We start from the raw sequence: 24,708 nt of genomic DNA, 5'->3' as shown, positions 1-24,708 counted from the left end.
GATGGCAAGCCGATTGCGAGTTCCCGTCGCAGGAGAGTTTTCTCGCCACGGGATTGTGCCATGCTGAAACAGATTATCGCCACCATCGCCCTTGCGGCCGCAGCGGGCCCTGCTTTTGCCCAGGATGCGTCAGAGATCGCGCGGGTCCAGTCAGGCGACTCGTGCCCGCGCTGCAACCTGTTCCAGGCGGACCTGGCCTATATGGATCTCAGCGATATCGATGTCTCCGGCGCGCGCCTGCGCCAGTCCGACATGCAACTGTCGACCTTCGATGACTGGAACCTGTCCGGGGCCAACATCTCCGTCGCCAACCTCTTCGGCGCCCGTTTCAACCGCGCCGATTTCACAAGCGCCAGTCTCGAACGCGCGACCCTGGTCGGCGCCTATTTCGGCAGCTCGACCTTCACGAAGGCAAATCTCTCGGGTGCAAACCTTTCAGGTGCAGACCTGTCGATCGCGAAGGGCCTGACCCAGCAGCAGCTGGATACCGCCTGCGGGGATCCATCAACCCGCCTGCCGGCCGGGCTGTCTGTCCGGGCATGCCGATAGCGGAAGACGGGTGAGGCGAAACCGCCACACCTTGTTGTGCAGTACAGTGATTACACGGAATTCAGTTAAGCCAACCGGTTCAGGGTAATAATGTTGGAACATGTTCGATAGACGGCATAAACTCACACTGGCGGCTTTAATCGGCGCATTGATGTTTCCAGCAGGCCAAATGGTCGCGCAGGAGAACTCCACCCGTGTGGCGTGGGCGCCTTCCTATGGCGGCGCCTGTGCCGACTGCGACCTTCGCGAACGCAACCTGTCCGGCTGGGACATTTCCAACGCTCACTATCCGCGCGCTGACCTGTCCGGCGCCCTGCTACGGGCAACGCGCGCCATGAATGTGAATTTCGCCGGCGCCGTGGCCGAGCGCACCGACTTCCGGCAAGCTGTCCTGGATGGCGCAAGCTTCAACGACGCCGAGCTTCTCCAGGCCCGCTTCGACAATGCCAGCCTGCTCAACACGAATCTCGCCGACGCCATGCTGAACGGCGCGAAGCTGCGCAAGAGCAAGCTCAACGGGGCCAACCTGCGCCGCACAGACCTGAGCAACAGTTTTGCCGAGGGCGCTGACTTTTCAGGCGCCAACGTCTCCGGCGCGATATTCGACAGTGCGCGGCTTGCTGGCGCACAGTTCAACAACACGATCATGATCGGCACATCCTTCAAGGACACCGCGCTGGACCAGGCCAGTTTCGCGAATGTCCGCCTGCTGGACGTCGATTTCACCGGCGCAACCGGAACGGATTCGATCGATTTCAGCGGCGCATGCACCGATCCGCTCAGCCGGTTGCCTGAAGGCCTTGAGATTGGGCCCTGCGCGCCTCTGGAAGGCGCGATGGTCGTCGAGCTACAATAACCGGCGCAAGCCCGTTCAAGAATGTAGAAAGGGCGCCCGCAAGGCGCCCTTTTTCAATCCGGCTAGTCTTTCTTGACCTGAGGCGCAAGCCGGATGTGAAGCTCGCGCAGCTGTTTTTCGTCGACCGGAGACGGTGCCTGCATCATCAGCTCATGCGCCTGCCCGACGGGATCAGACTGCCGCTCTTCGACCAGGAAAGCTGCGCGTTCCGGACGTGTCGGGCAACGCCAACGCGTCGCCCTGGGCGCCGACGCAAACCAGCAACGGACGCGTCGACAGGCTCAGGATGAGCGCTTGCCTCAACGTTGGAGGCGGGATCAGCTCCGCCCGCCAGTCCGGAGCCTGCGCATCCGAGACGTAGCGCACGCGGATGACACCGCACCAGCTCACCGAGATCGGGGCCTGGCTGCGCTCGACATGGCGTTCCGCCCAAGCATGAAGGCAGACGAGTTTCCATCACAGCACTGGCCAGAACAGCGGATGCGCAAGGGCGCGGAGTTCTGAAACCTCGTCACGGGAATTGGCGGGAAGCATGCCACCGACGGCAATCCGGTCGGAAATGCTTTCGAGATCTTACCCTTTCTGCGCCCCTAAACCATCCAGCGTCCACCATTCGCCAGGATCGTCTGGCCCGTGATGAAAGACGCTTCTTCGGAAAGCAGGAAGGCGACGGTCCCGGCAATTTCGCCGGGCTGCCCCAGGCGCCCGAGAGGGATGGCCCTCGCCACTGCCGCTTTCTGCTCCTCGCTCCAAGCCGCCAAGGCCGCCGTCCTCGTCGCTCCGGGTGCCACCACATTCACGTTGATGCCGTGCGGGGCGAGTTCATAGGCGATAGCGCGGGAAAACCCGATAACCCCGGCCTTCACGGCCGAATAGTCCCAGCATTTCGGCCCGCCAGTGAGTGCCGCTTCGGAGGCTATACTCACGATACGCCCGAACCGCGCCTCACTCATCGCTTTCACGACTTGCCGACTACAATACACGGTGGATTTGAGGTTCAGGGCGACCATGTGATCGAGGGTGCGCACATCGCTATCGAGGAAATCGGTAGCCTTCGTTCGCGCATGTCCCCCTACATTGTTCACCAGATAGGCCGGGTCGCCCAGCTCCTCCCTGATCTCAGCGAAGGTGCCTTCAACCGCGTCCAGTTCAGTACAGTCGAGCTGCCAGAACCGCGCCGTCAAGCCGGCCGCATTCAGGCGGGAAGCCAGCGCTTTTCCGCCCTCGCCATCATAATCCAGGATCGCAACCGCGTGACCGGCCTCGGCGAGCGAGGTCGATATCGCTTCGCCGATCCCGTTTCCACCACCTGTGACAACTGCGATCCGGCGACCGGCGCCATTATTTGTGTCTGACATGTTCACCCCCTCTCTCATTGCGTGAGACGGAGGCTACTATACACGGAGTGACGGGCCCGCAAGAAAGCGGTTGGTGCCTCGACAGAAACACACTGTCTCCTAGCCCTAGCCCTTCTTCAGCGGCTCGACGATCTTGAGGTGCAGTTCCTTCAACTGTTTGGGATCGACCGGGCTCGGCGCGCCCATCATCAGGTCACGCGCCTGCTGGTTCATCGGGAACAGCGTCACGTCGCGAAGATTGTCGACTTCTGCAAGCAGCATCACGATGCGGTCCACACCCGGTGCAATACCGCCATGCGGCGGGGCGCCAAAGCGGAAAGCGTTCAGCATGCCGCCGAACTCGGCCTCGACGACGTCGGCGCCATAACCGGCCAGCTCGAAGGCCTTGAGCATGATATCGGGGCGGTGGTTCCGGATCGCCCCGGACGACAGCTCGATACCGTTGCAGACGATGTCGTACTGGAAGGCCTTGAGGTCGAGCTGCTTCTCGACCGTGTCGGCCGCTTCCAGCGCCTCGAGCCCTCCTTGAGGCATCGAGAACGGGTTGTGCGAGAAGTCGATCTTCTTGTTGTCCTCATCCCACTCATACATGGGGAAATCGACAATCCAGCAGAAGCGGAAGACGCCCTGCTCGATCAGGTCCAGCTCTTCACCGACTTTGGTGCGCGCCGCGCCAGCGAGTTTGTAGGCCGCATCATGCTTTCCTGCCGAGAAGAAGATGCCGTCGCCGGCGCCGAGGCCGAGTTGATCCAGCAGACCCTTGAGGTGCGCCGGTTCGAAATTCTTCAGCACCGGATCCTGGCTGTCGACACCGCCGCCATCGGCTTCCTTCAGGCGGGCATAGCCAAGGCCCGGCGCCTGCATTTCCTTCTTCGCCCACTTGTCCAGGTCGTCGAAGAACTTGCGGGATTTCTCGGCCGCGGCCTTCGGCGCCGGAATGGCGATCACCTTGCCACCGCCGCCGATGATCTTGGCAAAGATCGAGAAACCGGTCTTGCCCTCATCGGCAAAGAACTCAGTAACGTCAGCCAGTTCGATCGGGTTGCGAAGGTCCGGCTTGTCCGAGCCATATTTCGCCATGGCTTCCGCATACGGGATCTGCGGGAACGGGCCTTCGGGCATGGTGCGGCCCTTGCCCTGCCAGTCGGCAAATTCTTCGAACACGCCGCGCATCACCGGCTCGATGGCACCGAAGACGTCATCCTGCGTGACGAAGCTCATCTCGATATCGAGCTGGTAGAACTCACCGGGGCTCCGGTCAGCGCGGGCATCCTCGTCGCGGAAACACGGGGCGATCTGGAAGTAGCGGTCGAAGCCCGACACCATGAGCAGCTGCTTGAACTGCTGCGGGGCCTGCGGCAGGGCGTAGAATTCCCCGGGGTGCAGACGCGACGGCACGAGGAAGTCGCGTGCCCCTTCCGGCGATGAGGCCGTCAGGATCGGCGTCTGGTATTCGGTAAAGCCCTGTTCGACCATGCGGCGGCGCAGAGAGGTGATGACCTGACTGCGCAGGACCATGTTCGCATGCAGCGTCTCACGGCGAAGATCGAGATAACGGTGCTTCAGGCGGATATCTTCGGGATAGTCGGGTTCGCCGAAAACCGGCAGCGGCAGCTCAGCCGCCCGCGACTGCACTTCGACCGCGCTCACGACGACTTCGATCTCGCCGGTCGACAGGTTCGGATTGACCAGCGAATCATCGCGCGCAACGACCTTGCCCTCAATCGTGAGGACGCTTTCGGCCCGCAGGTATTCCACCGTTTCAAAGCCGGGCGCGCCGGGATTGAAAACGCACTGGGTCAGGCCATAGTGATCGCGCAGGTCGATGAACATGACCCCGCCATGGTCGCGGCGCCTGTGCAGCCAGCCCGACAGTTTGACGGTTTCGCCAACCTGTGCCTTCGTAAGTTCGCCGCAAGTATGCGAGCGGTATGCGTGCATTCTCTCGCTCCGAGGATTGTTTGACGACAGACCAGCTTTTAGCAAGCCGCCTCTCGCCTTTGTTGTGCGGATGCGATACGCGTGCGCGCCATGACTGACAAGACGTTGACGCCGATTACACAGCAGGAAGAACTGCAAAAGTTCTGCGAAAACCTGACTTCTGGCGACTTTATTTGCGTGGACACGGAATTTCACCGGGAAACCACCTTCTGGCCGGAGCTCTGCCTGATCCAGGCCTCAGCGCCTGGCGTTGAAGGCGTCATCGACCCGATGGCCAAGGGAATCGACCTTGCGCCCTTCCTCGACCTCATGGCCGACACCAGCCGGGTCAAGGTCATGCATGCCGCCCGGCAGGACATGGAAATCTTCAACCGGCTGATCGGAACGCCGCCCGCCCCGGTCTTCGATACCCAGGTCGCATCCATGGCGCTGGGGCTGGGTGATTCGATTTCCTATGACAATCTGATCCAGCGTGTCCTGCGCCGCCATATCGACAAGTCCAGCCAGTTTACTGACTGGAAGCGCCGTCCGCTTTCCGAAAAGCAGCTCAACTACGCACTCGGCGACGTGACCCATCTGCGCGATGCCTATCTGTGGATGCGGGACGAACTGGAAAAGCTGGACCGGATGGACTGGATCGCTGCCGAACTGGCCGAAATTTCCAATCCGGCGGTCTATGATACCGACCCCAGGAATGCCTGGCAGCGCCTTAAATTCCGCAAGACGCACAAGGATTACCTGGCGGTCTTTGCTGCTGTCGCCGAGTGGCGCGAGCGCCAGGCCCAGACAATCGACCGGCCGCGCCGCCGAATCCTGAAGGATGAGGCGATCCAGGAGATTGCCGACCAGAAGCCGACGGCACCGGACCAGTTCGACCGGCTGCGCGCTGTCCCAAATGGCTTCATCCGCTCACGCACTGCAGAGGGGCTGATCGAAACCGTTGCGGCGGCGCTCGCCGATCCGGATGCGCATGCGCCCAGGCTACCCAAGCGCCAGCAGAACCCGCAGACGCCGGCCGGCGCACCGGAAATGCTGAAGGTCCTGCTGAAGGCTGTCAGCGACGAGGTGAATGTTGTCCCGCGGCTGATCGCGAATGCTGCCGACATCGAGCGGATCGCGCGTGGCGAGACTTCGGATGACATTCCGGCGCTGACTGGATGGCGACACGATGTTTTCGGCAGGAAGGCGCGCGCGCTTCTGACCGGAAAACTCGCCCTGTCCTTCGAGAGTGGCCAGGTCCGCCTGTTCGAGCCAAAGACCTGATGGCTCATTTGGCGGCGGGGTCTATGCCTCGCCGATGATGATCTGCCCGTCGAGATCCATGAAGGTCGCCAGCTGCGAGAACCGCTTCTGCACCGTCGCCGAGACCATATCCTCGCAATCGGACGCAACTTCCATGACGAGCTTCGATTTCGTCGTCTTCAGGCTCGCCTTGGAGAGCAGTACTGCTGAACGGCCGGAATAGACCGCGCCAAGCCGCATTGCCGCGCCGAGGACGCGGGCAACCTGCTCGTCAGACTCCCGGCCGAGACGCGCAAACTGCTTCGGACGCTGGAATTTGTGTGTGTAGCGAAGCCCCGTGGCGTGGGCGAGGAGGACCCGGTCCTCATGGCTGAGACAGGGCACGGGTGCCCGCAGCAGCAGGAAGTAGGCCATGTCGGCACGGTGGTCGGGATGATAGCGCCCGCCACAATCGGCGGCGAGACAGGCGGCCCTGAAAATGCGCTCACGCGCTGCCGTCTTCGGCAGGATTGGCCTTATGAAACGATACAAAGCCTGACTGAAGTCGAACTGCCCCTGATCCAGCCTGAGATAGGCAACCAGACCGTCGCGCATGGGGTCACCCGTCGGCTTCTCCATGGCCCCGAACAGCGACTCGCCCTGCTGATCGAACAGTACGCCGTCCCGCAGGCCGTTAGCCGAAATGACGACTTCCTTGAAGCCGCCCATGTCGAACGTCTCGTCGAGCACAAGCGCAGCGTGCACCAGCGTGTCATAGCGCCGGCCGACAATCGAGGAGATGCGCTGGGCCATATCCTTGTCGCGCAGCGTCGACAGGATCTCGCGCACGACATAACGGACAGCCTGCCCGTTCATCCGGTAGCCGTGCAGCACGCCGAGCGGATAAGCCGTCAGCTCGATATGCACGCTGGCGATGGCGCGCCACGATCCTCCCACTGCGTAAAGCCGTCGCGCTCCCGCCTGCAGCAGGGCCGAGGATTTCAGCACTTTCCGGATGGCCTTGCGGCGGTCTGCCGGTTTCTGATCCGACGTAAAGGACAGGGAGAACGGGCCGAGCGGATGGGTTTCGCCTTCGCTGTGAGACCCACCAGGCGAAATGGAATGGAATTCCAGGCTCGATCCGCCGAGGTCACCAACAATGCCATCGGCCTGGTCAAATCCGACCTGGACCCCGAGCGATGACAGGCGCCCCTCGTCCGCGCCCGACAGGATGCGCAAGGGCGAGCCAAGTTCGGCGGCCGCGAGACGGGCAAAGTCCTGGCCGTCCTCTGCCTCACGAACGGCCGCCGTGGCAACCGCGATGACTTCGGTGACATCCAGCCCTTTGAGGATCGCCCGATACCGGCGAAGCGCCGCCAGCGCCTGGGTGACACCCTCCGGGGAGAGTTTACCCGTTTCCGGCAGCCCACGTCCCAGGCCGGCGAGTACTTTTTCATTGAAGTAAGGCAGCGCGGCCGCACCCGTCACTTCGTAGATCACCAGGCGGACCGAGTTCGAACCAATGTCGACGACAGCGGATTTTTGCGGCTCGAGCGCAGGCTGCATGTCAGGACTTGCCCCGCTTCCTTGGCGCCAGGCGTGGCGGCAAGCTCACGACGAGGGCATTTCCCCGTCCGGAAAGACTTGGGTTTTCCATGAAGTAGCGGTGCGCGCTGAAGCCCTCTCCCCGGTCTGGCGGACGCAACCTGTGAAACCCGCCATCGCCGTCCATCTCCCAGCTCTGCTCATCATCGTTGAGATTGGCGATCATGATCTGGTTGAGCACCTGCCTGTGAACCGTTGGATTCTCGATCGGCACCAGGGCTTCGACACGGCGTTTCAGATTGCGCTGCATCCAGTCCGCGGACGAAATGAAGACTTTCGCCTTGGGTGACGGGAGCGTCTCGCCATTGGCAAAGCAGACGATACGCGAATGTTCGAGAAAGCGGCCAATCAGGCTTTTGACCTGGATATTCTCCGAAAGCCCTTCAACGCCCGGACGCAGACAGCAAATGCCGCGCACGACCAGGATGATCGGAACGCCCGCCTGGCTTGCCCTGTAGAGCGCATCGATCACGTCGCCATCGACAAGCGAATTCATTTTCGCCCAGATCCCACAGGGCTTGCCCGCCCGGGCGGCCTTCGCCTCTGCCTCGATCAGCTCGATCAGGCGCGGCTCCAGCGTGCGTGGCGACATCGCAATTTTCTCGAAGTCCGGCGCAAGGTCGGGCGGTTCGCGATAAGCGGTGATGTAGTTGAACAGCTTGTTCGCATCGCGGCCCAGTGCCGGGTCCGCTGTGAAGAGTGACAGATCAGTGTAGATTCGCGCGGTCACGGGGTGGTAATTGCCTGTGCCGAAGTGCGTATAGGACTGCAGCTTCTGACCTTCCCGGCGCACCACGAGCGAGACCTTGGCGTGGGTCTTGTAGTCAATGAAGCCATAGACAACCTGCACGCCAGCGCGTTCCAGGTCGCGGGCCAGCCGCAGGTTCGTCTCCTCATCGAAGCGGGCCTTGATTTCGACAAGCGCGGTGACGTTCTTGCCCATCTCCGCTGCTTCCATCAGCGCAGACACGATCGGTGAATTCAGGGTCGTCCGGTAAAGCGTCTGCTTGATCGCAATGACATCCGGATCAATGGCGGCCTGCCGGATGAACTGCACGACGACATCGAAGGATTCGTAAGGGTGATGGACAATGAAGTCTTTCGCCCGGATTGCAGTGAAAGCGTCACCACCCATCTCCCGGATGCGTTCGGGATAACGCGGCTCATAAGGCTTGAACTGCAGGTCGGCGCGGTCTTCCACGATGAGCTCCGACAGGCTCTTCATGCCGAGCAGACCATGCAGCACCATGATATCGCGCGGCTCGGCGCCGATCTCGCGGGTGATGAAATCCTGTAGCGGCTGCGGGGCGTCGCCGTCGATGTGGATGCGAACGATGCGGCCCCGGCGGCGCTGCTTCAGCAGGATCTCGAACTCATGGATCAGGTCCTCGGCCTCTTCCTCGATCTCGATATCACTGTCGCGCACGATCCGGAAAACGCAGTGGCCGGACGAGCTGAAGCCCGGAAACAGCATGTCCATGAATTGGGCGATGACGCTTTCCAGGCGGACGAAGCGAATCCCCTTTTTCGAGCGGTCAGGCAGCCGGATGAAACGCGGTGAAAAGGCCGGCATGGGAACGAGGCCAACCATGGCTTCTCCGCCGGCCTTTTCCGGCACGAGCTGGAAGGCAACCGCAAAACCGAGATTGGGAATGAAGGGGAACGGATGCGCTGGATCGACGGCCTGCGGGGTCAGGATCGGAAAAACGTTCGACTCGAAGTGTTCGCGAAGCCAGGCCACATCCGCCTTGCCGAGATCCTGCATGCGAAGCACTTCAAGCTTCTGTTCGGACAGGAGATCGCGCAATTCCTTCCAGCAAGCCTGCTGGGCTTCCATGAGCTTGGCCGATTGCGCCTCAATGGCCTCAACCTGTTGGCCGGGGGTCATGCCCTCCTGGCTGATCCGGGTGACACCGGCCCGGAACTGCTCGCGCAAGCCAGCATAGCGGACCATGAAAAATTCATCGAGATTGTTGGCCGAGATCGACAGGAAACGTAGCCGTTCGAGCAGCGGATGCTTCAGATTATGTGCCTCTTCAAGAACCCGCTCATTGAAGCGCAGCCAGGACAGTTCACGGTTCAGGAAACGGTCTGGGCTCTTGATCAGCGCCGCATCCAGCTTCGTCTCCGAAACAGGCTTCTGTCTGGTCGCTGATTTCGACTCTGGTTCCTCTGGCGGCATCAGTCTTCCCCATCATCGAACAAAGGGCGTGTGCCGCTTTGTCCGTCCAATACATCGCGCGCCAGTGGAACCGTGACCTCGCGCCCCTCAACCTGTTCGTGCAGGCTTTCGACAAAAGACTCAAGCGCCTCATAGTTCCGTTCGATCCGGAGCAGCAGATAGGCCTCGACATCCTTTGGCAGCTTCAGGAAGCGGCGGCGCATGGCGGCCCGCAGCCGCGCAACTACCATGTCATCATCTGGCGGGCCAAGTTCGACCAGCGTCATGGATTTGAGACGCGAGGCAAGATCCGGCTGCCGCACGCGCCAGAGAGCTGGCGCCTTTCGAGCGGTGAGCAACACATATCCGCCGTTCCGGGCCGACAGGTTGATGAGCGATAGCAGGTTATCCTCGTTCCGGATCAGGTCGGCATCGTCGACCGCCACAGGCTGCGACGACAGCGCGTCCACCTTCTTGTGAGACAGCTTGTCAAAAGCCTTCACGTCGATGACCTGGCCTTCGGCATGCGCGGCCCAGGCCCGCGCGACTGTAGTCAGACCGGACTTCGCCTGCCCGACAACGGCCAGCGTATGTGTGCGCCAGTCGGGCCACCGGCGCAGCACCGAAATGGCGGTGCGATTGGACGCTGACACCGCCAGTCCATCCAGCGTGGGGCCGGGCGCGGGAAAATCTAGCGCGAGCTGGCGCTGTCTACCTGTTTTTCCGACGTCTTCACTCACTCGACACCCAGGTCAGCTCCTCGCGAAACAGCCGTCGTCATCACCCATCCACTCGGATCGGGATCGAGCATGATGCCTCTTTCGCGCAGATTGGAGATGAGGCGGTTGGTGTCGCCCGCATGAACGAAAGCGACCACCGCGCCGGTTCTCGACAGGCCCTCGATGACGAAATCCTCGACCAGCGGTGAGCGCGCCATGGCGGACCGGAGGGAATTCCATTCCACCAGCGAGGTGAAGAACACTGTCGAGCGCGCAGGCGTGCGCTCGTGCGTGCGGATGATGGACTGGCTCTTCCAGACATAATCAAGCACGCCGGATGCCGCGTCGACGGCCGCTTCGAGCGTCGGCATGGACCCCGTCGATCCAAGGCGGGTTTCACCGGCGGCCGTGACCGAATAGAGGTCGACGCGGAAAGCGCCGCGCGATCCGTCGAGCACCGCCTTGATGGCGCGCCGGGCATCTGCCGCCTGGACGTCGGCTTCCAGTTCCGGCCAGCCTGAAAAGGCTGATGCGAGCGGCGAACGGGAAACCGCATAAGGGGCGAGCTGACCAACCGACTGATCGGGCCATGCTTCCGCCCAGACGGATGCCGGGAACCGGTTTGAGACGGGGAATACCACGGCCTTTGGCGCAGGCTGGTCGATATAAGGAATGCCACGCGCTTTCAGGAAATCGCGCACATTGACCGGATTATAGACGACAGCGAGCTTGCCCACATAGCGATTGCCGCCGCGCGTTTCCTGCTCGACATCAACCGCTGCCGCCAGCTGCGAAGCGACCTCCGGCGTGATGGCACCCGGCTCCAGCTTGCCGGCCCGGTCTTCCGGCAGGGTCAGCCGGTCTATGATCTGGTATGCGCCTTCGATCCGCGCACTCATGAACGCCTGCTGCTGCGCTTCGATGACGGAGTCCGCTTCCTCTTCGACCGTAATGTCGCGAATAGTGTAGATATCACGGGTCTGGCCGACGGCCTGTGCCGCGAATCCCAGCCAGATCGCCGCAGCGACAATCACGAATCGAATCATGGGCGTACCCTTCTCTCTTTCATGCCGCACTTCCTATCAGGCCTTTGCATCATCTGGAACCGCTTCACCGGCTGGTCGAAGCAGTTTCGGCATGCTAACGCGCTGATCCATGAGTGCCAAAGATCAAACTCCCCTTTCCTATAAGGACGCTGGTGTCGATATTGAGGCAGGCGAACGCCTGGTCGATGCGATTTCGCCGATGGCCAAGGCGACCCGGCGTGCCGGCGTCATGGGCGGCCTTGGCGGCTTCGGCGCCTTGTTCGACCTCAAGAAGGAAGGCTGGAAGGACCCGGTCCTCGTGTCGGGCACCGATGGCGTTGGCACAAAGCTGATGCTCGCCTTCGAAACAGGCATCCACAATACGGTCGGGATCGATCTTGTTGCCATGTGCGCGAACGATGTACTCGCCCAGGGCGCGGAGCCATTGTTTTTCCTGGACTATTTTGCCTGCGGGAAACTTGAGGAAGGCATTGCCGAGAGCGTGATTTCGGGGATTGCCGAAGGCTGCAAGCAGGCAGGGTGCGCGCTTGTCGGCGGCGAAACGGCCGAAATGCCCGGCATGTATCCGCCCGGTCATTACGACCTTGCCGGTTTTGTCGTCGGCGCCGTCGAGCGCGAGCAGATCCTCCCACGCATGGATGACATGAAGGCTGGCGACCTGCTGATCGGCATCGCCTCGTCCGGTCCGCATTCGAATGGCTACTCGTTGATCCGGAAGGTCGTCGAACGCTCTGGCCTGAACTGGGAATCGCCTGCGCCCTTCGCCAATACGACGCTCGGCGAGGCCCTGCTGACGCCGACGCGGCTCTATTCGAAAGCCGCCCTGCCGCTCATCCGGTCAGGCCGAATCAAGGGGCTTGCACACATCACCGGTGGCGGGCTCACCGAGAACGTGCCGCGCATGCTGCCGGACGGGCTTGCCCCCCGTTTCGACCGCGCCAGCTGGCCGCTGCCGGAGGTCTTCCGCTGGCTGCAGGCTGAAGGCAATGTCGCCGAAGACGAAATGCACCGGACCTTCAATATGGGGATCGGCCTCGTCTTCGCCGTCGCGCCTGACCAGGCCGAGACCGCCCTGGCTGAATTGCGTGCGGTGGGCGAAAACCCGGTCGTGATCGGCGATATCGTTCCCGAATGAGCAAGCTCCGCCTCGGCATCCTGATCTCGGGCCGCGGCTCGAACATGGAGCAACTTCTCAAGGCGGCGCAGGACGCCGACTATCCTGCCGAAGCCGTTCTCGTCCTGTCGAACAAGGCGAATGCCCCCGGCCTCGAGACAGCCGCAGCGTTCGGCGTTCCCGGGCAGGCGATTCCGCACAGTGACTTTGCAGACCGCGAGGCCTTCGAGCGCGCCATGGATGAAGTGCTGCGGGACAACCGCGTCGAGGTGATCGCCCTGGCGGGTTTCATGCGGGTGCTCACGCCATGGTTCGTCTCTCGCTGGGCGGGCCGAATGATCAACATCCATCCGTCCCTGCTGCCGAAATACCCAGGGCTCGATACCCACAAGCGCGCCATCGATACAGGCGACTCAGAAGCCGGCTGCTCGGTCCACTGGGTCAGCAAAGGCGTCGATGAAGGCGGCGTGATCGCGCAGGCCCGGGTACCGATACTGGCCGGCGACACACCCGACACGCTGGCCGACCGGGTCCTCGTCGAGGAGCACAAGCTCTATCCGCGTGCCCTGGCGCTCGCCTGCGAAGAGATCATGAAAAAACCCCGGCGGTAGGCACCGGCCGGGGTTTCAAGCTTGGCTGGTTTACAGCGTTCTAGCCGGCAATGTCGGCTTCGGAGAAGAACTGGCGGATTTCCAGGTCGGCATTCTCTTCGCTGTCGGAGCCGTGGACGGAGTTCTCGCCGATCGACTTGGCGTAGAGCTTCCGGATTGTGCCGTCTGCGGCGTCTGCCGGATTGGTCGCGCCCATGACATCGCGATAGGCCTTCACGGCGTTCTCACCTTCAAGCACCTGAACGACGACCGGACCCGAGGTCATGAATTCCACGAGTTCACCAAAGAACGGGCGCTCCTTGTGGACAGCGTAGAAACGCTCGGCCTGCTCCTGGGTCATCTTGATGCGGCGCTGGCCGATGATCCGCAGGCCGGCCTTCTCGATGACGGCATTGATGGCGCCGGTCAGGTTACGCTCGGTTGCGTCGGGCTTGATGATCGAAAAGGTACGTTGGGTCGCCATGCAAGGCTCCTTGATAGACGTCTTGTGTGGATTGTTCTGGCGCGCCTATAGCCGGGCACGCAGCGCGGGGCAACCGCTGCTGACATGGGCGAACGGCATGTTATGATCGCGAGACCCAAACAGGAAGCGAAAGCAGGCACGAGATGCTCGGAATCCTCAGGCTCATGATCGCCTTCAGCCTTATCATCGCCGCCGTTTACGGCGTGATCTATCTCTGGACCGGTGTCCTGCCGGAACATGGGCTGAAAGTGCTCGCCACTGTCGCCATCGTGACGGTGCTCTCGCTCGCCATCATGGTGCTGTCGAAACCGGCCAGCGGTTCGAAGAACAGCTAGCCAGCCTCCTTCCAGCCGCCCTGCTCGGTCTGCTGGAAGTATCGTGTCGTCAGGCCGGCATCCGAGGCAGCCTTGAACAGGCTGCGCGCCTTGCTGCGGACCGGCGCATCGCCATCATCGAACATCACCATGCACCGTTCGTAGGGTGCATCCACGGGCAGCTCCGCACCATCCATCAGGAGAGCAACGGCCGCAGAATTGAGGTTGTCGCCCTTCTCCGCAATCAGGATGGGCTGGCGGGAGGGATCAAGCCCGGCCGCCTCGGCCTGGCCATGCGGCAGGAAGCTCTGGTCGTCATAGGTCCAGAGCGCGGCATCGAGCGCACCCCGGCGGCGGACATCGGGGCTGACTGCGAGCACGCGCCAGCCCCGTTCCAGGCATTTTTCAAGCAGAGGACCGGCAGCCTGTTCCAGCGTCGTGCGCTTCAAGTGGTAGAACCACCATTCAGGTTTGCCGGCCTCGCTCAAGATCAGCCCTCGTAATTATCCGCGATCCAGCGATCCAGCAGGCGCGGTCCGAAGCCGGAGGCCCAGCTCGGATCGAGCGGCGACTTCTTGCCATCGACCCAGGCCACGCCGGCAATGTCGAGGTGCGCCCATTTCTGGCCGTCCTTGACGAAGCGCTTGAGGAACTGCGCCGCCGTGATCGATCCGGCCGCCCGTCCGCCAATATTGCGCATGTCGGCAAATTTCGACTTCAGGAGCGAGTCGTATTCCTCGCCCATGGGCAGGCGCCAGACCCGCTCGCCTTCGGCCAGGCCCGCCTTGGTCAGGCCGTCCGCCATGTCGTCATCATTGGTAAAGAGGCCGGCATGATGGTGGCCGAGCGAAATCACGATCGCACCCGTCAGCGTGGCCAGGTCGACAATGGATTTCGGCTTGAAATGCTCTTGCGCATACCAAAGCACGTCGGCCAGCACGAGGCGGCCTTCGGCATCGGTATTCTGGACCTCGATCGTCTGGCCAGAGGCTGACTTCAGGATATCGCCCGGGCGAATGGCGTTTCCGTCCGGCATGTTCTCGACGAGGCCGACAAGTCCGATGACGTTCGCCTTCGCCTTGCGCTTGGCCAGGGCCAGCATCGCACCGGTAACGGCAGCCGCGCCGCCCATATCGCCGCGCATGTCTTCCATGCCTGGTCCGGGTTTAAGCGAGATGCCGCCTGTATCGAAGCAGACGCCCTTGCCGCAGAGAGCGACCGGATCGTCACCCTTCTTGCCGCCCATCCACTTCATGATACCGAGCTTGGATTCCTTGACCGAGCCCTGCCCGACGCCAAGGAGCGAGCCCATGCCGAGCTTTTCCATTTCCTTCTCGCCCAGAATCTCGACCTCGATGCCATGCTTTTCGAGTTCCTTGATCCGTTCGGCAAAGGTCGCCGGATAGAGATCGTTCGGCGGAAGGTTCATCAGGTCACGGGCCAGACGCGTGCCTTCAGCGGCCGCACCCAGCGGCTTCCAGGCCGCCTTGGCCGCGCGCTCATCCGGGCAGACGAGTGTGAAGGTCTTGAGGCTCGGCTTCTGGTCAGCCTTGAGCTTGGTGAAGTAGTCGTCGAAGCGGTAAGCGGCCAGATCGGCGCCAATCGCCGCACGGGCCGCAAACTCGGCGTCGTCGACATGCAGGGCCAGCGTCTTAAAGCCGCTATTGGCCTGGCCTTTGACGAGAAGCGCCCCGATCTTTTCCTGCGCACGCGCATCGCGCTCTTTCGGCTTGCCGCCGCCAATCAGCACGGCCCGGCGGGATGGTGCGCCCTTCGGCAGCACGACATAGGCCTGCTGGCCATGCTTGCCGGTAAAGCGGTCCTGTTCGAGCGCTTCGGTAAGCAAACCGCCCGACGCTTCGTCCAGCGCCTTGGCGGCTGCCGGAAGTTTGCCATTTTCATCGACGACGAATGCAGCGATGTCTGCGTCCGCCTGTTCAGCAAAAGTGATTTTCATGAATAAACTCCATTTGGGGCCGAAACTAAGCATCGACGCGCGCCAATCAACTCGCTAGGCAGTGGCGCCAGGCAAAAACTTCAGCCGAAGCAGTGATGAAACGCATACAGAGCTATCTCTTCAAACAGGTTTTCCGCTCTGTCGTGGTCATTGTCGGCGGGCTGACCCTGCTTGCCATCCTGGCACAAGGCCTTTCGCAGACGGACCTGATCGTCGAGAATCGCCAGTCGGCGCTTATCTTCTTCTATGTCGTTGCACTGGGCGCTCCGCAAGTCATCGCACTGCTGACGCCACTTGCCATATTCGTGGCAACGGTCTGGTCACTCAACAAGCTGCACCGCGACAATGAGATCGTGGTCGCAGGCGCTGCGGGGATGACCCGGTGGCAGATTTCCTCGCCCATTATCCGGCTTGCCGTGCTGGCTGGGCTGGCGCACCTGGCGGTGAACCTCTGGGTTCAGCCCACGGCGCAGCGGACGCTGCGTGAAACGGTCAGCGCAGCGCGTGCGGACCTTGCCTCATCGCTGGTTCGCCCCGGCCAGTTCACATCGGCTGGCGAAAACCTCACTGTCTTCGCCCGCGAGTCGCGCGGCGGGGACCTGATCGGTGTGCTGATCTCTGACAACCGCGCCGAGTCGCGTGACTACCTCGCCCAGCGAGGCCGCTTTGTGGAAGTCGACGGCGTGCCCAGCATCGTCATGTGGGAAGGGCAAATTCACCAGACCGACTCGAATGGCGCACTCTCCATCCTCGATTTCGATCAGTCGACCTTCGACCTCTCGCCTTTCATCAATGATTCCGATGCCGTCGTCCTGAAGGCCTCGGACCGCTACCTGCACGAACTCTTCTCCATCGACCGGACGAATTACCAGGAATTGCAGGATGAGCAGAAATTCCTGGCTGAAGCCCATACACGCCTGACAACGCCCCTCGTCAGTATCGCCATGGCCCTGATCGCCATCATGGCGGTGCTGGGCGGTGATTTCAGCCGGCGGGGCTATTCCCGGCGGATCGCATTGGCCACCGCTGGCGCGCTGTTCCTCATCATGGTGCAACTGACCGTGCAATCGGCCAGCGCCGACGCTGTGCTGGCCAATATTGGGCAGTGGCTGGTACCGATCGGGACCATCGCCTTCATCTCGCTGATCTTCTTCAAGTGGCGCCTGCCAAAAATCACCCGCGTACAGGGGGCGTATCGCTGATGTTCCTGAACCGCATCCAGCGCTACATCCTGATGCAGTGCATCATGGGCCTCCTGCTCGTCATGACGGTATTCGTCGTGACGATCCTGCTGGTGGACGTCGTCGAACAGTTGCGGACGGTTGGCGGCGATATCGAACTGCCTCCTCTCATCGCTGTGCAGCTCTCGCTGATGAAGCTGCCCGGCCTGATCGAGCAGACCCTGCCCTTCGGCATCCTCGTTGCCGCGATGATGGCTTACAGCCGCCTCAATGTGCGCTCGGAACTCTCCGTGATCCGCGCGTCCGGTGTGTCGGCCTGGCAATTCCTGACACCGCTTGTGGTGATGTGCGTCAGTCTCGGCCTGTTTTCGATGATGGTGCTGAACCCGCTCGGCGCGCGCCTGTCAGACCAGTTTGAATCGCTGCGCAACCAATTGCTCGTAAGCGGCGGCGTGCGCATCGACTCCAGCAAGAATGACGTCTGGCTGCGTCAGGGCGACGGAAACTCCCAGATCGTCATTCATGCAGACAGCGTCGATGAAACCGGCCAGGTCTTCGAAGGCGTGAAGATGCTCGAGGAGGGCCGCGTCTACGTCAACGGCCAGCCGACGCAACGCTTCGAGTTCGTCCGCCGGATCGATGCCGAGCGCGCGCGGATCGTTGGGGGCTTCTGGCAGATCGATAATCTCATCGAAAACGAACCCGGCCAGCCTCCTCGGACCATGCCGAGCCTCGCCATCCCGACGGACCTCGATCCCGACACGCTGCTCAACCGGTTCACATCGCCAAATACGATCGGCTTCTGGACGCTGCCTCATTTTGTTGAACAGACGCGTCAGGCCGGCCTCGATTCATCCCGTTTCGCCGTTCGCCTTTATGGGCTGACGGCCATACCGGTCTTCTACACCGCCATGGGTCTTATCGGGGCGATCGTTTGCCTGCGGCTGTCGCGCCTGGGCGGCACCAGCCGGCTGGTCGCGACCGGCTCCGTCTCGGCCATCGGCGTCTTTTTCATCATGCAGTTTTCGTCCAGCCTTGGCGCATCCGGCGCCCTGCCGCCGATCATCGCCGCCTGGTCGCCTGCCCTGTTCGCCCTGTTCGCCAGCCTGACCGTTCTGGCCTATCGCGAGGATGGCTGACGCTCAGGCCGGGTTGACAGCCACGCCGACGAATCCCAAGTTCCGCCGCTGTCCGGAGGATGCCCCATATGAAAGTTGTTGTTGTTGAATCGCCTGCCAAGGCCAAGACGATCAACAAGTATCTCGGAAAAGACTACAAGGTGCTGGCCTCGTATGGCCACGTCCGCGATCTGCCCTCGAAGGACGGATCAGTCGATCCCGACAATGACTTCGAAATGGTCTGGCAGGCCGATTCGAAGTCGGCGAGCCGTATCCGCGAGATTGCCGAGGCGACCAAGTCTGCCGACAAGCTGATCCTTGCGACCGACCCCGACCGCGAGGGCGAGGCGATTTCCTGGCACCTGCTGGAAGCGTTGGAGAAGCGCCGGGCGCTAAAGGGCATTCCGGTCGAGCGTGTCGTGTTCAACGCGATCACCAAGAATGCCGTCACCAATGCGATGGACCATCCGCGCGAGATCGACCAGGAGCTTGTCGATGCCTACCTGGCTCGCCGGGCGCTGGACTATCTCGTCGGATTCAACCTGTCGCCGGTGCTCTGGCGAAAGCTGCCGGGCTCACGCTCTGCCGGCCGCGTCCAGTCTGTTGCCCTGCGCCTGATCTGCCAGCGCGAGCTGGAAATCGAGACCTTCGTTGCGCAGGAATACTGGTCGATTGAGGCCGACCTTCGCGCGACGGATGGCACCGACTTCAAGGCCCGCCTGCATGCCCTCGATGGCAAGACCCTCAAGAAATTCGACCTGCCGGATGAAGCGGCCGCCAAGGCGGCGCTGGAGGCGGTGAAAACTGGCGGTTACTCCGTCAGCTACGTCGAATCCAAGCCGGTCCGCCGCAACCCGCCACCGCCTTTCATCACCTCGACCTTGCAGCAGGAAGCCTCCCGCAAGCTCGGCTTCACCGCCAAGCGAACGATGCAGGCCGCGCAGAAGCTCTATGAGGAAGGCCGCATCACCTATATGCGGACCGACGGCGTCAACATGGCCGAGGAGGCCTATCACGCTGCGCGCAAGCAGATCGAAGGTGATTATGGCGCGCGCTACCTGCCCGAAAAGCCGCGGCGCTACTCATCAAAGGCCAAGAACGCCCAGGAAGCGCACGAAGCGATCCGCCCGACCGATTTCAGCCTGCGCCCGGAAGCCTATCGCGGCGATGGCGACCTGAAAAAGCTCTACACGCTCGTCTGGCGCCGCGCCGTTGCCTCGCAGATGGAACCGGCCGAGTTCGAGCGCACCACGCTCGACTTCCTGTCGAAGGACAAGCGCGCCCAGCTGCGCGCAACCGGTCAGGTCATCGTCTTCGACGGTTTCATCAAGCTCTACACCGAGGGCCGGGATGATGGCGACGATGACGAGGACTCCGAAGGCCGCCTGCCCAAGATGAAGGAAGGCGAGCATGCCGACCTCAAGGACGCCAAGTCCGAGCAGCACTTCACCCAGCCACCGCCACGTTATACCGAAGCCTCGCTGGTCAAGCGCCTCGAGGAGCTCGGTATCGGCCGACCATCGACCTATGCGTCGACGCTGTCGACGCTGGAAGACCGAGAATATGTCCGTCTCGACCAGAAGAAGCTGATCCCGGAGGACAAGGGCCGGCTGGTTACGGCCTTCCTGGAAAACTTCTTCGCCCGCTATGTCGAATATGACTTCACGGCGGAGCTGGAAGAGAAGCTCGATGTGATCTCCGACGGAAAGCTCGACTGGAAAGCGTTCCTGCGGGATTTCTGGGTGCAGTTCCAGGCGGCCATTGCCGATACAAAGGAGCTGCGGGTTTCCGACGTGCTGGATGCGCTGAATGAAGCGCTCGGCCCGTACGTCTTTCCGAAGGTCGACGAGAACGGAAACGTCAAGGAAAACCCGCGCCTCTGCCCGCTCTGCAATGAGGGCGAACTGTCGCTTAAACTCGGGCGCCATGGCGCTTTTGTCGGCTGCTCGCGCTACCCGGACTGCAAGTTCACACGCCCCTTCTCGGCCGACAATGAAAAGGACGGCGCGATCAATCCGGAAGGCGAGGAGCTTGGCCTCCATCCGGATACGGGTGAACCGGTACTGCTCAAGACCGGCCGTTTCGGACCGTTTGTAGAAACCTCGCAAGGCGAAGACGAGAAGCCGCGGCGCACCAGCCTGCCAAAGGGCTGGGAACCGCAATCAATCAACCTCGAACGCGCGCTGAAACTGCTATCGCTTCCTCGCGAAGTCGGCAAACATCCTGAGGATGGCGAACCGATCATCGCCAATCTTGGCCGCTATGGCCCTTATGTGCAGCACCAGCGCACCTTTGCAAACGTTCCGAATATCGAGGAGCTTTTCGATATCGGCCTCAACCGCGCCACAACGCTAATCGCCGACAAGAAAGCGAGCCGCGGCGGTGGCCGTGCGGCTGTGAAACCGCTGAAGGAGCTTGGCAAGCACCCGGGCGATGACGAGCCGATCCATGTCTATGAGGGCCGCTACGGTCCATACGTCAAACACGGCAAGACCAATGCGACCCTGCCGAAGGAGACGACTCCGGAAACGGTGACGCTGGAACAGGCCATCGAACTCATCAACGCCAAGGCCAAGAAGAAACCGGCAAAGAAAAAGCCGGCCGCGAAAAAGAAGGCACCGGCGAAGAAAAAGTCGGCCGCCAAGGCGAAAGACTGAGCTGACCCGGGAAAACGGGAAAGATGACGATAAAAGTCAGACCCGCTTCACTCGACGACCTGCCGACCCTGCTCGACTTCGAGCAGGGGATCATCAAGGCCGAGCGTCCCCATGACCATCTCCTGAAGCCAGACCCGATCAGCTATTACGATATTGGCGAGATGATCGAGGCCGAGGATGCCGAAGTCATGGTCGTCGAAGTGGACGGCGAGCTCGTCGCCTCCGGCTATGCCAAGGTCAAGCGTTCGCGCCATTACACCTCACCGGACTGGCACGCGTTTCTGGGCTTCATGTTCGTCCGGGAAAGCCATCGCGGCCAGGGCATCAACCGGGTCCTGCTGGATGCCCTGCTCGACTGGTCGCGCCAGCGCGGACTCACGGAAGTCCGCCTCACCGTATACCCCGGCAATGAGCCCGCCATCCGCGCCTACGAGAAAGCAGGCTTTGAAAACTACCTCACCGAGATGCGGCTCGGCCTGGAAGACTGATCCCAGCACTGTCCTTGTTTTCATGCTATAGTGAACCAGTTCACTGGGGAGACGTTGAATAGCTTTGTTGAATTAAAACAAGGCTTTTTCAAATGACGACACAAGGACACGACATGACAGAACCACAACTTGATACCAATGAAGCCCGTCAGGGCGAAACCGGATTTGGCGTGCGCTGGATCCTGATCATTTCCTCGATCGCGGCGATCTTCGCCATGGGGATTCTGGTTGGGACAATGATCTGACCCGATCGAAGCAAGCCTGAATGAATCCAAGCATATCAGCCCAGAATCCCTTATATCGCGAGTATGAGTTTTCCCGATCGCGAGACTGTTCTCGACTTCATCAACAAAAATCCCTCGCTGACGACCAAGCAGGAGATTGCGCGCGGCCTTAAAGTCAAAGGTCGCGAGCGCCAGCATTTGCGGGCCATCCTCAAGGAGCTTGAGGCGGACGGAACGCTGGAACGCACCGGCAAGCGCGCCTGGGCCAAGGCTGACCAGCCGCCTCCCACCGGTGTCATCTCCTTTGAAGAGATCGATAGTGACGGTGAGCTGATTGCCCGCGCCGTCGGGCGTGACGGCACATTCGGTCCGCCAATCCGCTATGCCGGTTATAGCGGCAAGTCCCGCGGGCCGGCGCCTGGGGTTGGCGACAAGGGCCTCGCGCGGGTCAATGAATCGAATGGCGAATACCACGCCAAGCTCCTGAAACTATTCGAAAAACGCGATGAAGATTCGCCCATGACCGGGCGGTTCGAGCGCACGCCGCGCGGCGGCCGGATCGTTCCGGCGAGCCGCAAGGACAAGCGCACGCTGCTCATCGCGGAAAGCGATCGCAAGGGCGCCGAGGATGGCGATCTCGTGCGTGCCATCCCCAAGCCCGGCAAGCCGAACGGGCCGGCCTTCGGTGTCGTGACCGACGTCCTTGGCCGCATTGACGATCCGCGCGCCGCCTCGCTGCTGGCGATCCACGCTCACGATATCCCGGTCGAGTTTCCCAAGGACGTGCTGAACGAGGCGAAGTCGATCAAGCCCCTCGACAGCCCGCGCGAGGACCTGACCGGTCTCGACCTCATTACCATCGACCCGGCCGATGCGCGCGACCATGACGACGCCGTCTATGCCGAAAAACTGGATGATGGCTGGAAGGTCATCGTGGCCATTGCCGATGTCGCGGCCTATGTCCGCCCGGGCACTGCCCTCGACCGCGAGGCGCAGAAGCGTGGCAACTCCACCTACTTCCCCGACCGCGTCGTCCCGATGCTGCCGTTCGAACTGTCGGCAGATGCCTGTTCGCTTGTCGAGAATGAAGACCGGCCCTGCATGGCCGTCGAAATGATCTTCGATCAGTCCGGCACCAAGCGCTCTCATCGGTTTATCCGTGGCACCATGCGCTCAAAGGCCAAGCTGGCCTATGAGGAAGCGCAGGCTGCGATCGACGGAAAGACAGGCGGGCCCGGTGAAAAATGGCTCGAACCGGTGCTGAAGCCGCTCTGGGGGGCCTTTGAGGCGCTCGGCAAGGCGCGCGCCAAGCGTGGCCCTCTGGAACTCGACATGCCGGAGAAGCGCGTCGAGATCGGCGAGGACGGCAAAGTGACCGGCATCACCGAAAAGGAGCGTTTCGACGCGCACCGCCTGATCGAGGAGTTCATGATCCAGGCGAATGTTGCGGCCGCCGAGACGCTGGAAAAGCTGGGTGCGCCCCTGCTCTACCGGGTTCACGACCAGCCGACAGATGCAAAGATCGCCGCTTTGGCCGATTTCCTGCAGACGCTGGATATCAACTGGTCCTTGGGCGAGCGGCCGCAGACCCATCGTTTCAATCGGCTGCTCGCCGATACGCGCAACACCGACAATTCCGAAGCCGTGTCCGAAATCGTCCTGCGCTCACAGGCCCAGGCGATATACGATCCGGACAATGTCGGCCATTTCGGCCTGAACCTGGCACGCTATGCACACTTCACGTCACCAATCCGACGCTACAGCGACCTTATCGTCCACCGGGCCCTGATCAGTTCACTCAAACTGGGCGATGACGGGCTTACGCAGGAAATGGCCGCCTCGCTGCACGATATTGCCAGCCACCTCGTTGACACCGAGCGCCGCTCCATGGCTGCCGAGCGCGAGGCGACCGACCGCTATCTGGCGCTCTACCTGCAGGACAAGGTCGGCGCCGAGTTCGAGGGCCGGATCACAGGCGTAACGCCCGCCGGCCTGTTTATCCGCATGGGTGGCACAGGCGCTGATGGTTTTTCTCCGATCTCGCGCCTTTCAGACGATTACTGGGTCTATGACGAACCCAGCATGGCGCTCATCGCACGCGGATCGGGTAAAAGATTCGAACTGGGTCAGACCGTGAAAGTGCGCCTTGAGGAAGTTACGCCACTTCAGGGTGGCCTCTTGCTTGAGGTCCTCTCGCCGCCCAAACCCAAAAAGCCGGGCCAGAAAATTCCCGCCTCGCGTGGCGGCAGGTCTGGTCCGCCCGGACGCGGGCGTGGCAAAGTCGCCCGGAAGCCCCGCCACAAGGGGCGTAAAAAGGGAGGAAAGCGCTGATGACCGTCAAACTGGGCAGCGCTTATGACAAGGAAGGCGATGGCGACGTCATCCAGACGGACCGTCCCACGCCAAGGCCGCGTGATGCTGCCACGCTGATACTGGTCCGCCGTGACCAGGCCCAACCGCGCCTGCTGATGGGCAAGCGGTCCGGCGGCCACGATTTCATGCCAGACAAGTATGTCTTTCCAGGCGGGCGCGTGGACACTGCCGACGGCCGTGTGCCTAGCGTGTCGGAACTTCGGCGGTCGGTGGAAAGCAAGCTCGCGCACAAGACCCGCCGTAAGCCGCGCGCCTTCGGGCTGACGGCCATTCGGGAGACTTTCGAGGAAACCGGGCTGATCGTCGGCCGGCCTTCCGACTTTCCAGGTTCGCCGGCGGCCGACTGGGAGAAGTATGCCGCTCAGGGGGCTGCACCGTGTCTGAAGGGCTTCACCTTCATCGGCCGCGCCATCACACCGCCCTATCGACCCAAGCGCTTCGATGCCCGCTTCTTCATGGCTGAAGCCGAGGACGTCCTAATTGATGAACGCCCACCTGTCGACGGCGCTGAACTGCATGACCTGCAATGGGTGACACTGGCAGATGCGATGGCGCTGGACCTGCCCAATGTGACGCGTTTCATGATCGGCGAGATCGGCGAGCGGCTGAAGCAGAGGGATCCGGAAGCGGTGCGTCCGCCATTCCTGCGATGGACGCCAAGCGGCCATTCCCGCGACAGGATCTGAATTGCCGGGCCTGTGCGCACAGCCGCTTGACTTTGAGGGCCTGCCCCTCCATTAAGCGCCCTTCGA

Annotated in this window: 22 protein-coding genes and 1 pseudogene; 13 read left to right on the top strand and 10 right to left on the bottom strand. The window is 61.8% G+C overall.

Going from position 1 to position 24,708, the window contains the following annotated elements; all coding sequences use genetic code 11:
* The first annotated feature begins 60 nt into the window (after positions 1-60).
* Together D1223_RS10900 and D1223_RS10895 are read left to right on the top strand one after the other, a co-directional pair.
* Positions 61-549, top strand: a complete 489-nt coding sequence (locus D1223_RS10900; protein ID WP_119376463.1) for a pentapeptide repeat-containing protein — start codon at positions 61-63, stop codon at positions 547-549.
* 169 nt (positions 550-718) lie between these two features.
* Entirely contained in the window at positions 719-1,405 is a 687-nt protein-coding gene (locus D1223_RS10895) for a pentapeptide repeat-containing protein (RefSeq protein WP_158588455.1), read from the top strand.
* 62 nt (positions 1,406-1,467) lie between these two features.
* Here the strand turns inward: D1223_RS10895 and D1223_RS19285 are convergent.
* The 3 genes and pseudogenes from D1223_RS19285 to aspS form a co-directional block, all read right to left on the bottom strand.
* Positions 1,468-1,554: pseudogene (locus tag D1223_RS19285) on the bottom strand (amino acid--tRNA ligase-related protein); the annotation flags it as partial.
* Positions 1,555-1,995: 441 nt separating this feature from the next.
* Positions 1,996-2,763: an SDR family NAD(P)-dependent oxidoreductase gene (locus tag D1223_RS10885; protein ID WP_158588454.1), complete on the bottom strand. Its 768-nt coding sequence runs from the start codon at positions 2,761-2,763 to the stop codon at positions 1,996-1,998.
* Between the two features lie 105 nt (positions 2,764-2,868).
* Positions 2,869-4,704, bottom strand: coding sequence for an aspartate--tRNA ligase (gene aspS / locus D1223_RS10880; RefSeq protein ID WP_119376460.1), 1,836 nt, complete (start codon positions 4,702-4,704; stop codon positions 2,869-2,871).
* A 90-nt stretch (positions 4,705-4,794) separates the two neighbouring features.
* Here aspS and rnd point away from each other — a divergent pair, with 90 nt between their 5' ends.
* Positions 4,795-5,967, top strand: coding sequence for a ribonuclease D (rnd, locus tag D1223_RS10875; protein ID WP_119376459.1), 1,173 nt, complete (start codon positions 4,795-4,797; stop codon positions 5,965-5,967).
* 21 nt (positions 5,968-5,988) lie between these two features.
* On the opposite strand, the gene D1223_RS10870 is transcribed toward rnd, so the two are convergent.
* From D1223_RS10870 to D1223_RS10855, 4 genes are read right to left on the bottom strand one after another with little or no spacing between them, the layout of a single operon-like run.
* Positions 5,989-7,491: a Ppx/GppA family phosphatase gene (locus D1223_RS10870; RefSeq protein ID WP_119376458.1), complete on the bottom strand. Its 1,503-nt coding sequence runs from the start codon at positions 7,489-7,491 to the stop codon at positions 5,989-5,991.
* A gap of 1 nt (position 7,492) precedes the next feature.
* Positions 7,493-9,712, bottom strand: a complete 2,220-nt coding sequence (locus D1223_RS10865; RefSeq protein ID WP_119376457.1) for an RNA degradosome polyphosphate kinase — start codon at positions 9,710-9,712, stop codon at positions 7,493-7,495.
* Complete coding sequence (locus tag D1223_RS10860; RefSeq protein WP_119376456.1) at positions 9,712-10,431, bottom strand: HdaA/DnaA family protein; 720 nt, start codon at positions 10,429-10,431, stop codon at positions 9,712-9,714. The genes D1223_RS10865 and D1223_RS10860 overlap by 1 nt, the downstream gene beginning before the upstream one ends.
* Positions 10,428-11,456 (bottom strand): hypothetical protein, encoded by a 1,029-nt coding sequence (locus tag D1223_RS10855; protein ID WP_119376455.1) that lies wholly within the window; start codon positions 11,454-11,456, stop codon positions 10,428-10,430. Before D1223_RS10855 ends, D1223_RS10860 begins: the two co-directional genes overlap by 4 nt.
* 109 nt (positions 11,457-11,565) lie before the next feature.
* Here D1223_RS10855 and purM point away from each other — a divergent pair, with 109 nt between their 5' ends.
* Positions 11,566-12,591: a phosphoribosylformylglycinamidine cyclo-ligase gene (purM, locus tag D1223_RS10850; protein WP_119376454.1), complete on the top strand. Its 1,026-nt coding sequence runs from the start codon at positions 11,566-11,568 to the stop codon at positions 12,589-12,591.
* Positions 12,588-13,181, top strand: a complete 594-nt coding sequence (gene purN / locus D1223_RS10845) for a phosphoribosylglycinamide formyltransferase (RefSeq protein ID WP_119376453.1) — start codon at positions 12,588-12,590, stop codon at positions 13,179-13,181. The genes purM and purN overlap by 4 nt, the downstream gene beginning before the upstream one ends.
* 40 nt (positions 13,182-13,221) lie before the next feature.
* Here purN and ndk read toward each other — a convergent pair whose 3' ends face one another.
* Positions 13,222-13,644, bottom strand: coding sequence for a nucleoside-diphosphate kinase (gene ndk / locus D1223_RS10840; protein WP_119376452.1), 423 nt, complete (start codon positions 13,642-13,644; stop codon positions 13,222-13,224).
* A gap of 143 nt (positions 13,645-13,787) precedes the next feature.
* Here ndk and D1223_RS10835 point away from each other — a divergent pair, with 143 nt between their 5' ends.
* Positions 13,788-13,979 carry a hypothetical protein gene (locus D1223_RS10835; protein WP_119376451.1) on the top strand — a complete coding sequence of 64 codons (192 nt, stop codon included), beginning with the start codon at positions 13,788-13,790 and terminating at the stop codon, positions 13,977-13,979.
* Here D1223_RS10835 and D1223_RS10830 read toward each other — a convergent pair.
* Together D1223_RS10830 and D1223_RS10825 are read right to left on the bottom strand one after the other, a co-directional pair.
* Entirely contained in the window at positions 13,976-14,446 is a 471-nt protein-coding gene (locus D1223_RS10830; RefSeq protein ID WP_119376450.1) for a DNA polymerase III subunit chi, read from the bottom strand. The two genes, D1223_RS10835 and D1223_RS10830, sit on opposite strands and share 4 nt — an antisense overlap.
* 2 nt (positions 14,447-14,448) lie before the next feature.
* Entirely contained in the window at positions 14,449-15,915 is a 1,467-nt protein-coding gene (locus tag D1223_RS10825) for a leucyl aminopeptidase (RefSeq protein ID WP_119376449.1), read from the bottom strand.
* 95 nt (positions 15,916-16,010) lie between these two features.
* Here D1223_RS10825 and D1223_RS10820 point away from each other — a divergent pair, with 95 nt between their 5' ends.
* From D1223_RS10820 to D1223_RS10795, 7 genes are all read left to right on the top strand, one after another.
* On the top strand, positions 16,011-17,117 hold the full coding sequence (locus D1223_RS10820; RefSeq protein WP_119376448.1) for an LptF/LptG family permease: 1,107 nt from the start codon (positions 16,011-16,013) through the stop codon (positions 17,115-17,117).
* Positions 17,117-18,235: an LptF/LptG family permease gene (locus D1223_RS10815; RefSeq protein WP_119376447.1), complete on the top strand. Its 1,119-nt coding sequence runs from the start codon at positions 17,117-17,119 to the stop codon at positions 18,233-18,235. The genes D1223_RS10820 and D1223_RS10815 overlap by 1 nt, the downstream gene beginning before the upstream one ends.
* A gap of 68 nt (positions 18,236-18,303) precedes the next feature.
* Complete coding sequence (gene topA, locus D1223_RS10810) at positions 18,304-20,871, top strand: type I DNA topoisomerase (RefSeq protein WP_119376446.1); 2,568 nt, start codon at positions 18,304-18,306, stop codon at positions 20,869-20,871.
* Positions 20,872-20,894: 23 nt separating this feature from the next.
* On the top strand, positions 20,895-21,359 hold the full coding sequence (locus tag D1223_RS10805; RefSeq protein ID WP_119376445.1) for a GNAT family N-acetyltransferase: 465 nt from the start codon (positions 20,895-20,897) through the stop codon (positions 21,357-21,359).
* Between the two features lie 113 nt (positions 21,360-21,472).
* The gene (locus D1223_RS19150; RefSeq protein ID WP_267896312.1) at positions 21,473-21,604 is read left to right on the top strand and encodes a hypothetical protein; all 132 of its coding nucleotides are present in this window, start codon (positions 21,473-21,475) and stop codon (positions 21,602-21,604) included.
* A 63-nt stretch (positions 21,605-21,667) separates the two neighbouring features.
* Positions 21,668-23,914, top strand: a complete 2,247-nt coding sequence (rnr, locus tag D1223_RS10800; RefSeq protein ID WP_119376444.1) for a ribonuclease R — start codon at positions 21,668-21,670, stop codon at positions 23,912-23,914.
* Positions 23,914-24,642 (top strand): NUDIX hydrolase, encoded by a 729-nt coding sequence (locus D1223_RS10795; protein ID WP_119376443.1) that lies wholly within the window; start codon positions 23,914-23,916, stop codon positions 24,640-24,642. The genes rnr and D1223_RS10795 overlap by 1 nt, the downstream gene beginning before the upstream one ends.
* The last annotated feature ends 66 nt before the right edge of the window (positions 24,643-24,708 follow it).

It is taken from the genome of Henriciella mobilis, from assembly GCF_003576285.1.
In the GTDB taxonomy this organism is placed as follows: domain Bacteria; phylum Pseudomonadota; class Alphaproteobacteria; order Caulobacterales; family Hyphomonadaceae; genus Henriciella; species Henriciella mobilis.
Note: the sequence above shows the minus strand (reverse complement) of the source record. Positions and strands in the feature narration are given on the sequence as shown.

Excerpts from the sequence above, each read along its gene's own strand:
- D1223_RS10900 (WP_119376463.1), top strand. The coding sequence starts at position 61 with ATGCTGAAACAGATTATCGCCACCATCGCCCTTGCGGCCGCAGCGGGC.
- D1223_RS10895 (WP_158588455.1), top strand. The coding sequence starts at position 719 with ATGGTCGCGCAGGAGAACTCCACCCGTGTGGCGTGGGCGCCTTCCTAT.
- D1223_RS10885 (WP_158588454.1), bottom strand. The coding sequence starts at position 2,763 with ATGTCAGACACAAATAATGGCGCCGGTCGCCGGATCGCAGTTGTCACA.
- aspS (WP_119376460.1), bottom strand. The coding sequence starts at position 4,704 with ATGCACGCATACCGCTCGCATACTTGCGGCGAACTTACGAAGGCACAG.
- rnd (WP_119376459.1), top strand. The coding sequence starts at position 4,795 with ATGACTGACAAGACGTTGACGCCGATTACACAGCAGGAAGAACTGCAA.
- D1223_RS10870 (WP_119376458.1), bottom strand. The coding sequence starts at position 7,491 with ATGCAGCCTGCGCTCGAGCCGCAAAAATCCGCTGTCGTCGACATTGGT.
- D1223_RS10865 (WP_119376457.1), bottom strand. The coding sequence starts at position 9,712 with ATGCCGCCAGAGGAACCAGAGTCGAAATCAGCGACCAGACAGAAGCCT.
- D1223_RS10855 (WP_119376455.1), bottom strand. The coding sequence starts at position 11,456 with ATGATTCGATTCGTGATTGTCGCTGCGGCGATCTGGCTGGGATTCGCG.
- purM (WP_119376454.1), top strand. The coding sequence starts at position 11,566 with ATGAGTGCCAAAGATCAAACTCCCCTTTCCTATAAGGACGCTGGTGTC.
- purN (WP_119376453.1), top strand. The coding sequence starts at position 12,588 with ATGAGCAAGCTCCGCCTCGGCATCCTGATCTCGGGCCGCGGCTCGAAC.
- ndk (WP_119376452.1), bottom strand. The coding sequence starts at position 13,644 with ATGGCGACCCAACGTACCTTTTCGATCATCAAGCCCGACGCAACCGAG.
- D1223_RS10835 (WP_119376451.1), top strand. The coding sequence starts at position 13,788 with ATGCTCGGAATCCTCAGGCTCATGATCGCCTTCAGCCTTATCATCGCC.
- D1223_RS10825 (WP_119376449.1), bottom strand. The coding sequence starts at position 15,915 with ATGAAAATCACTTTTGCTGAACAGGCGGACGCAGACATCGCTGCATTC.
- D1223_RS10820 (WP_119376448.1), top strand. The coding sequence starts at position 16,011 with ATGAAACGCATACAGAGCTATCTCTTCAAACAGGTTTTCCGCTCTGTC.
- D1223_RS10815 (WP_119376447.1), top strand. The coding sequence starts at position 17,117 with ATGTTCCTGAACCGCATCCAGCGCTACATCCTGATGCAGTGCATCATG.
- topA (WP_119376446.1), top strand. The coding sequence starts at position 18,304 with ATGAAAGTTGTTGTTGTTGAATCGCCTGCCAAGGCCAAGACGATCAAC.
- D1223_RS10805 (WP_119376445.1), top strand. The coding sequence starts at position 20,895 with ATGACGATAAAAGTCAGACCCGCTTCACTCGACGACCTGCCGACCCTG.
- D1223_RS19150 (WP_267896312.1), top strand. The coding sequence starts at position 21,473 with ATGACAGAACCACAACTTGATACCAATGAAGCCCGTCAGGGCGAAACC.
- rnr (WP_119376444.1), top strand. The coding sequence starts at position 21,668 with ATGAGTTTTCCCGATCGCGAGACTGTTCTCGACTTCATCAACAAAAAT.
- D1223_RS10795 (WP_119376443.1), top strand. The coding sequence starts at position 23,914 with ATGACCGTCAAACTGGGCAGCGCTTATGACAAGGAAGGCGATGGCGAC.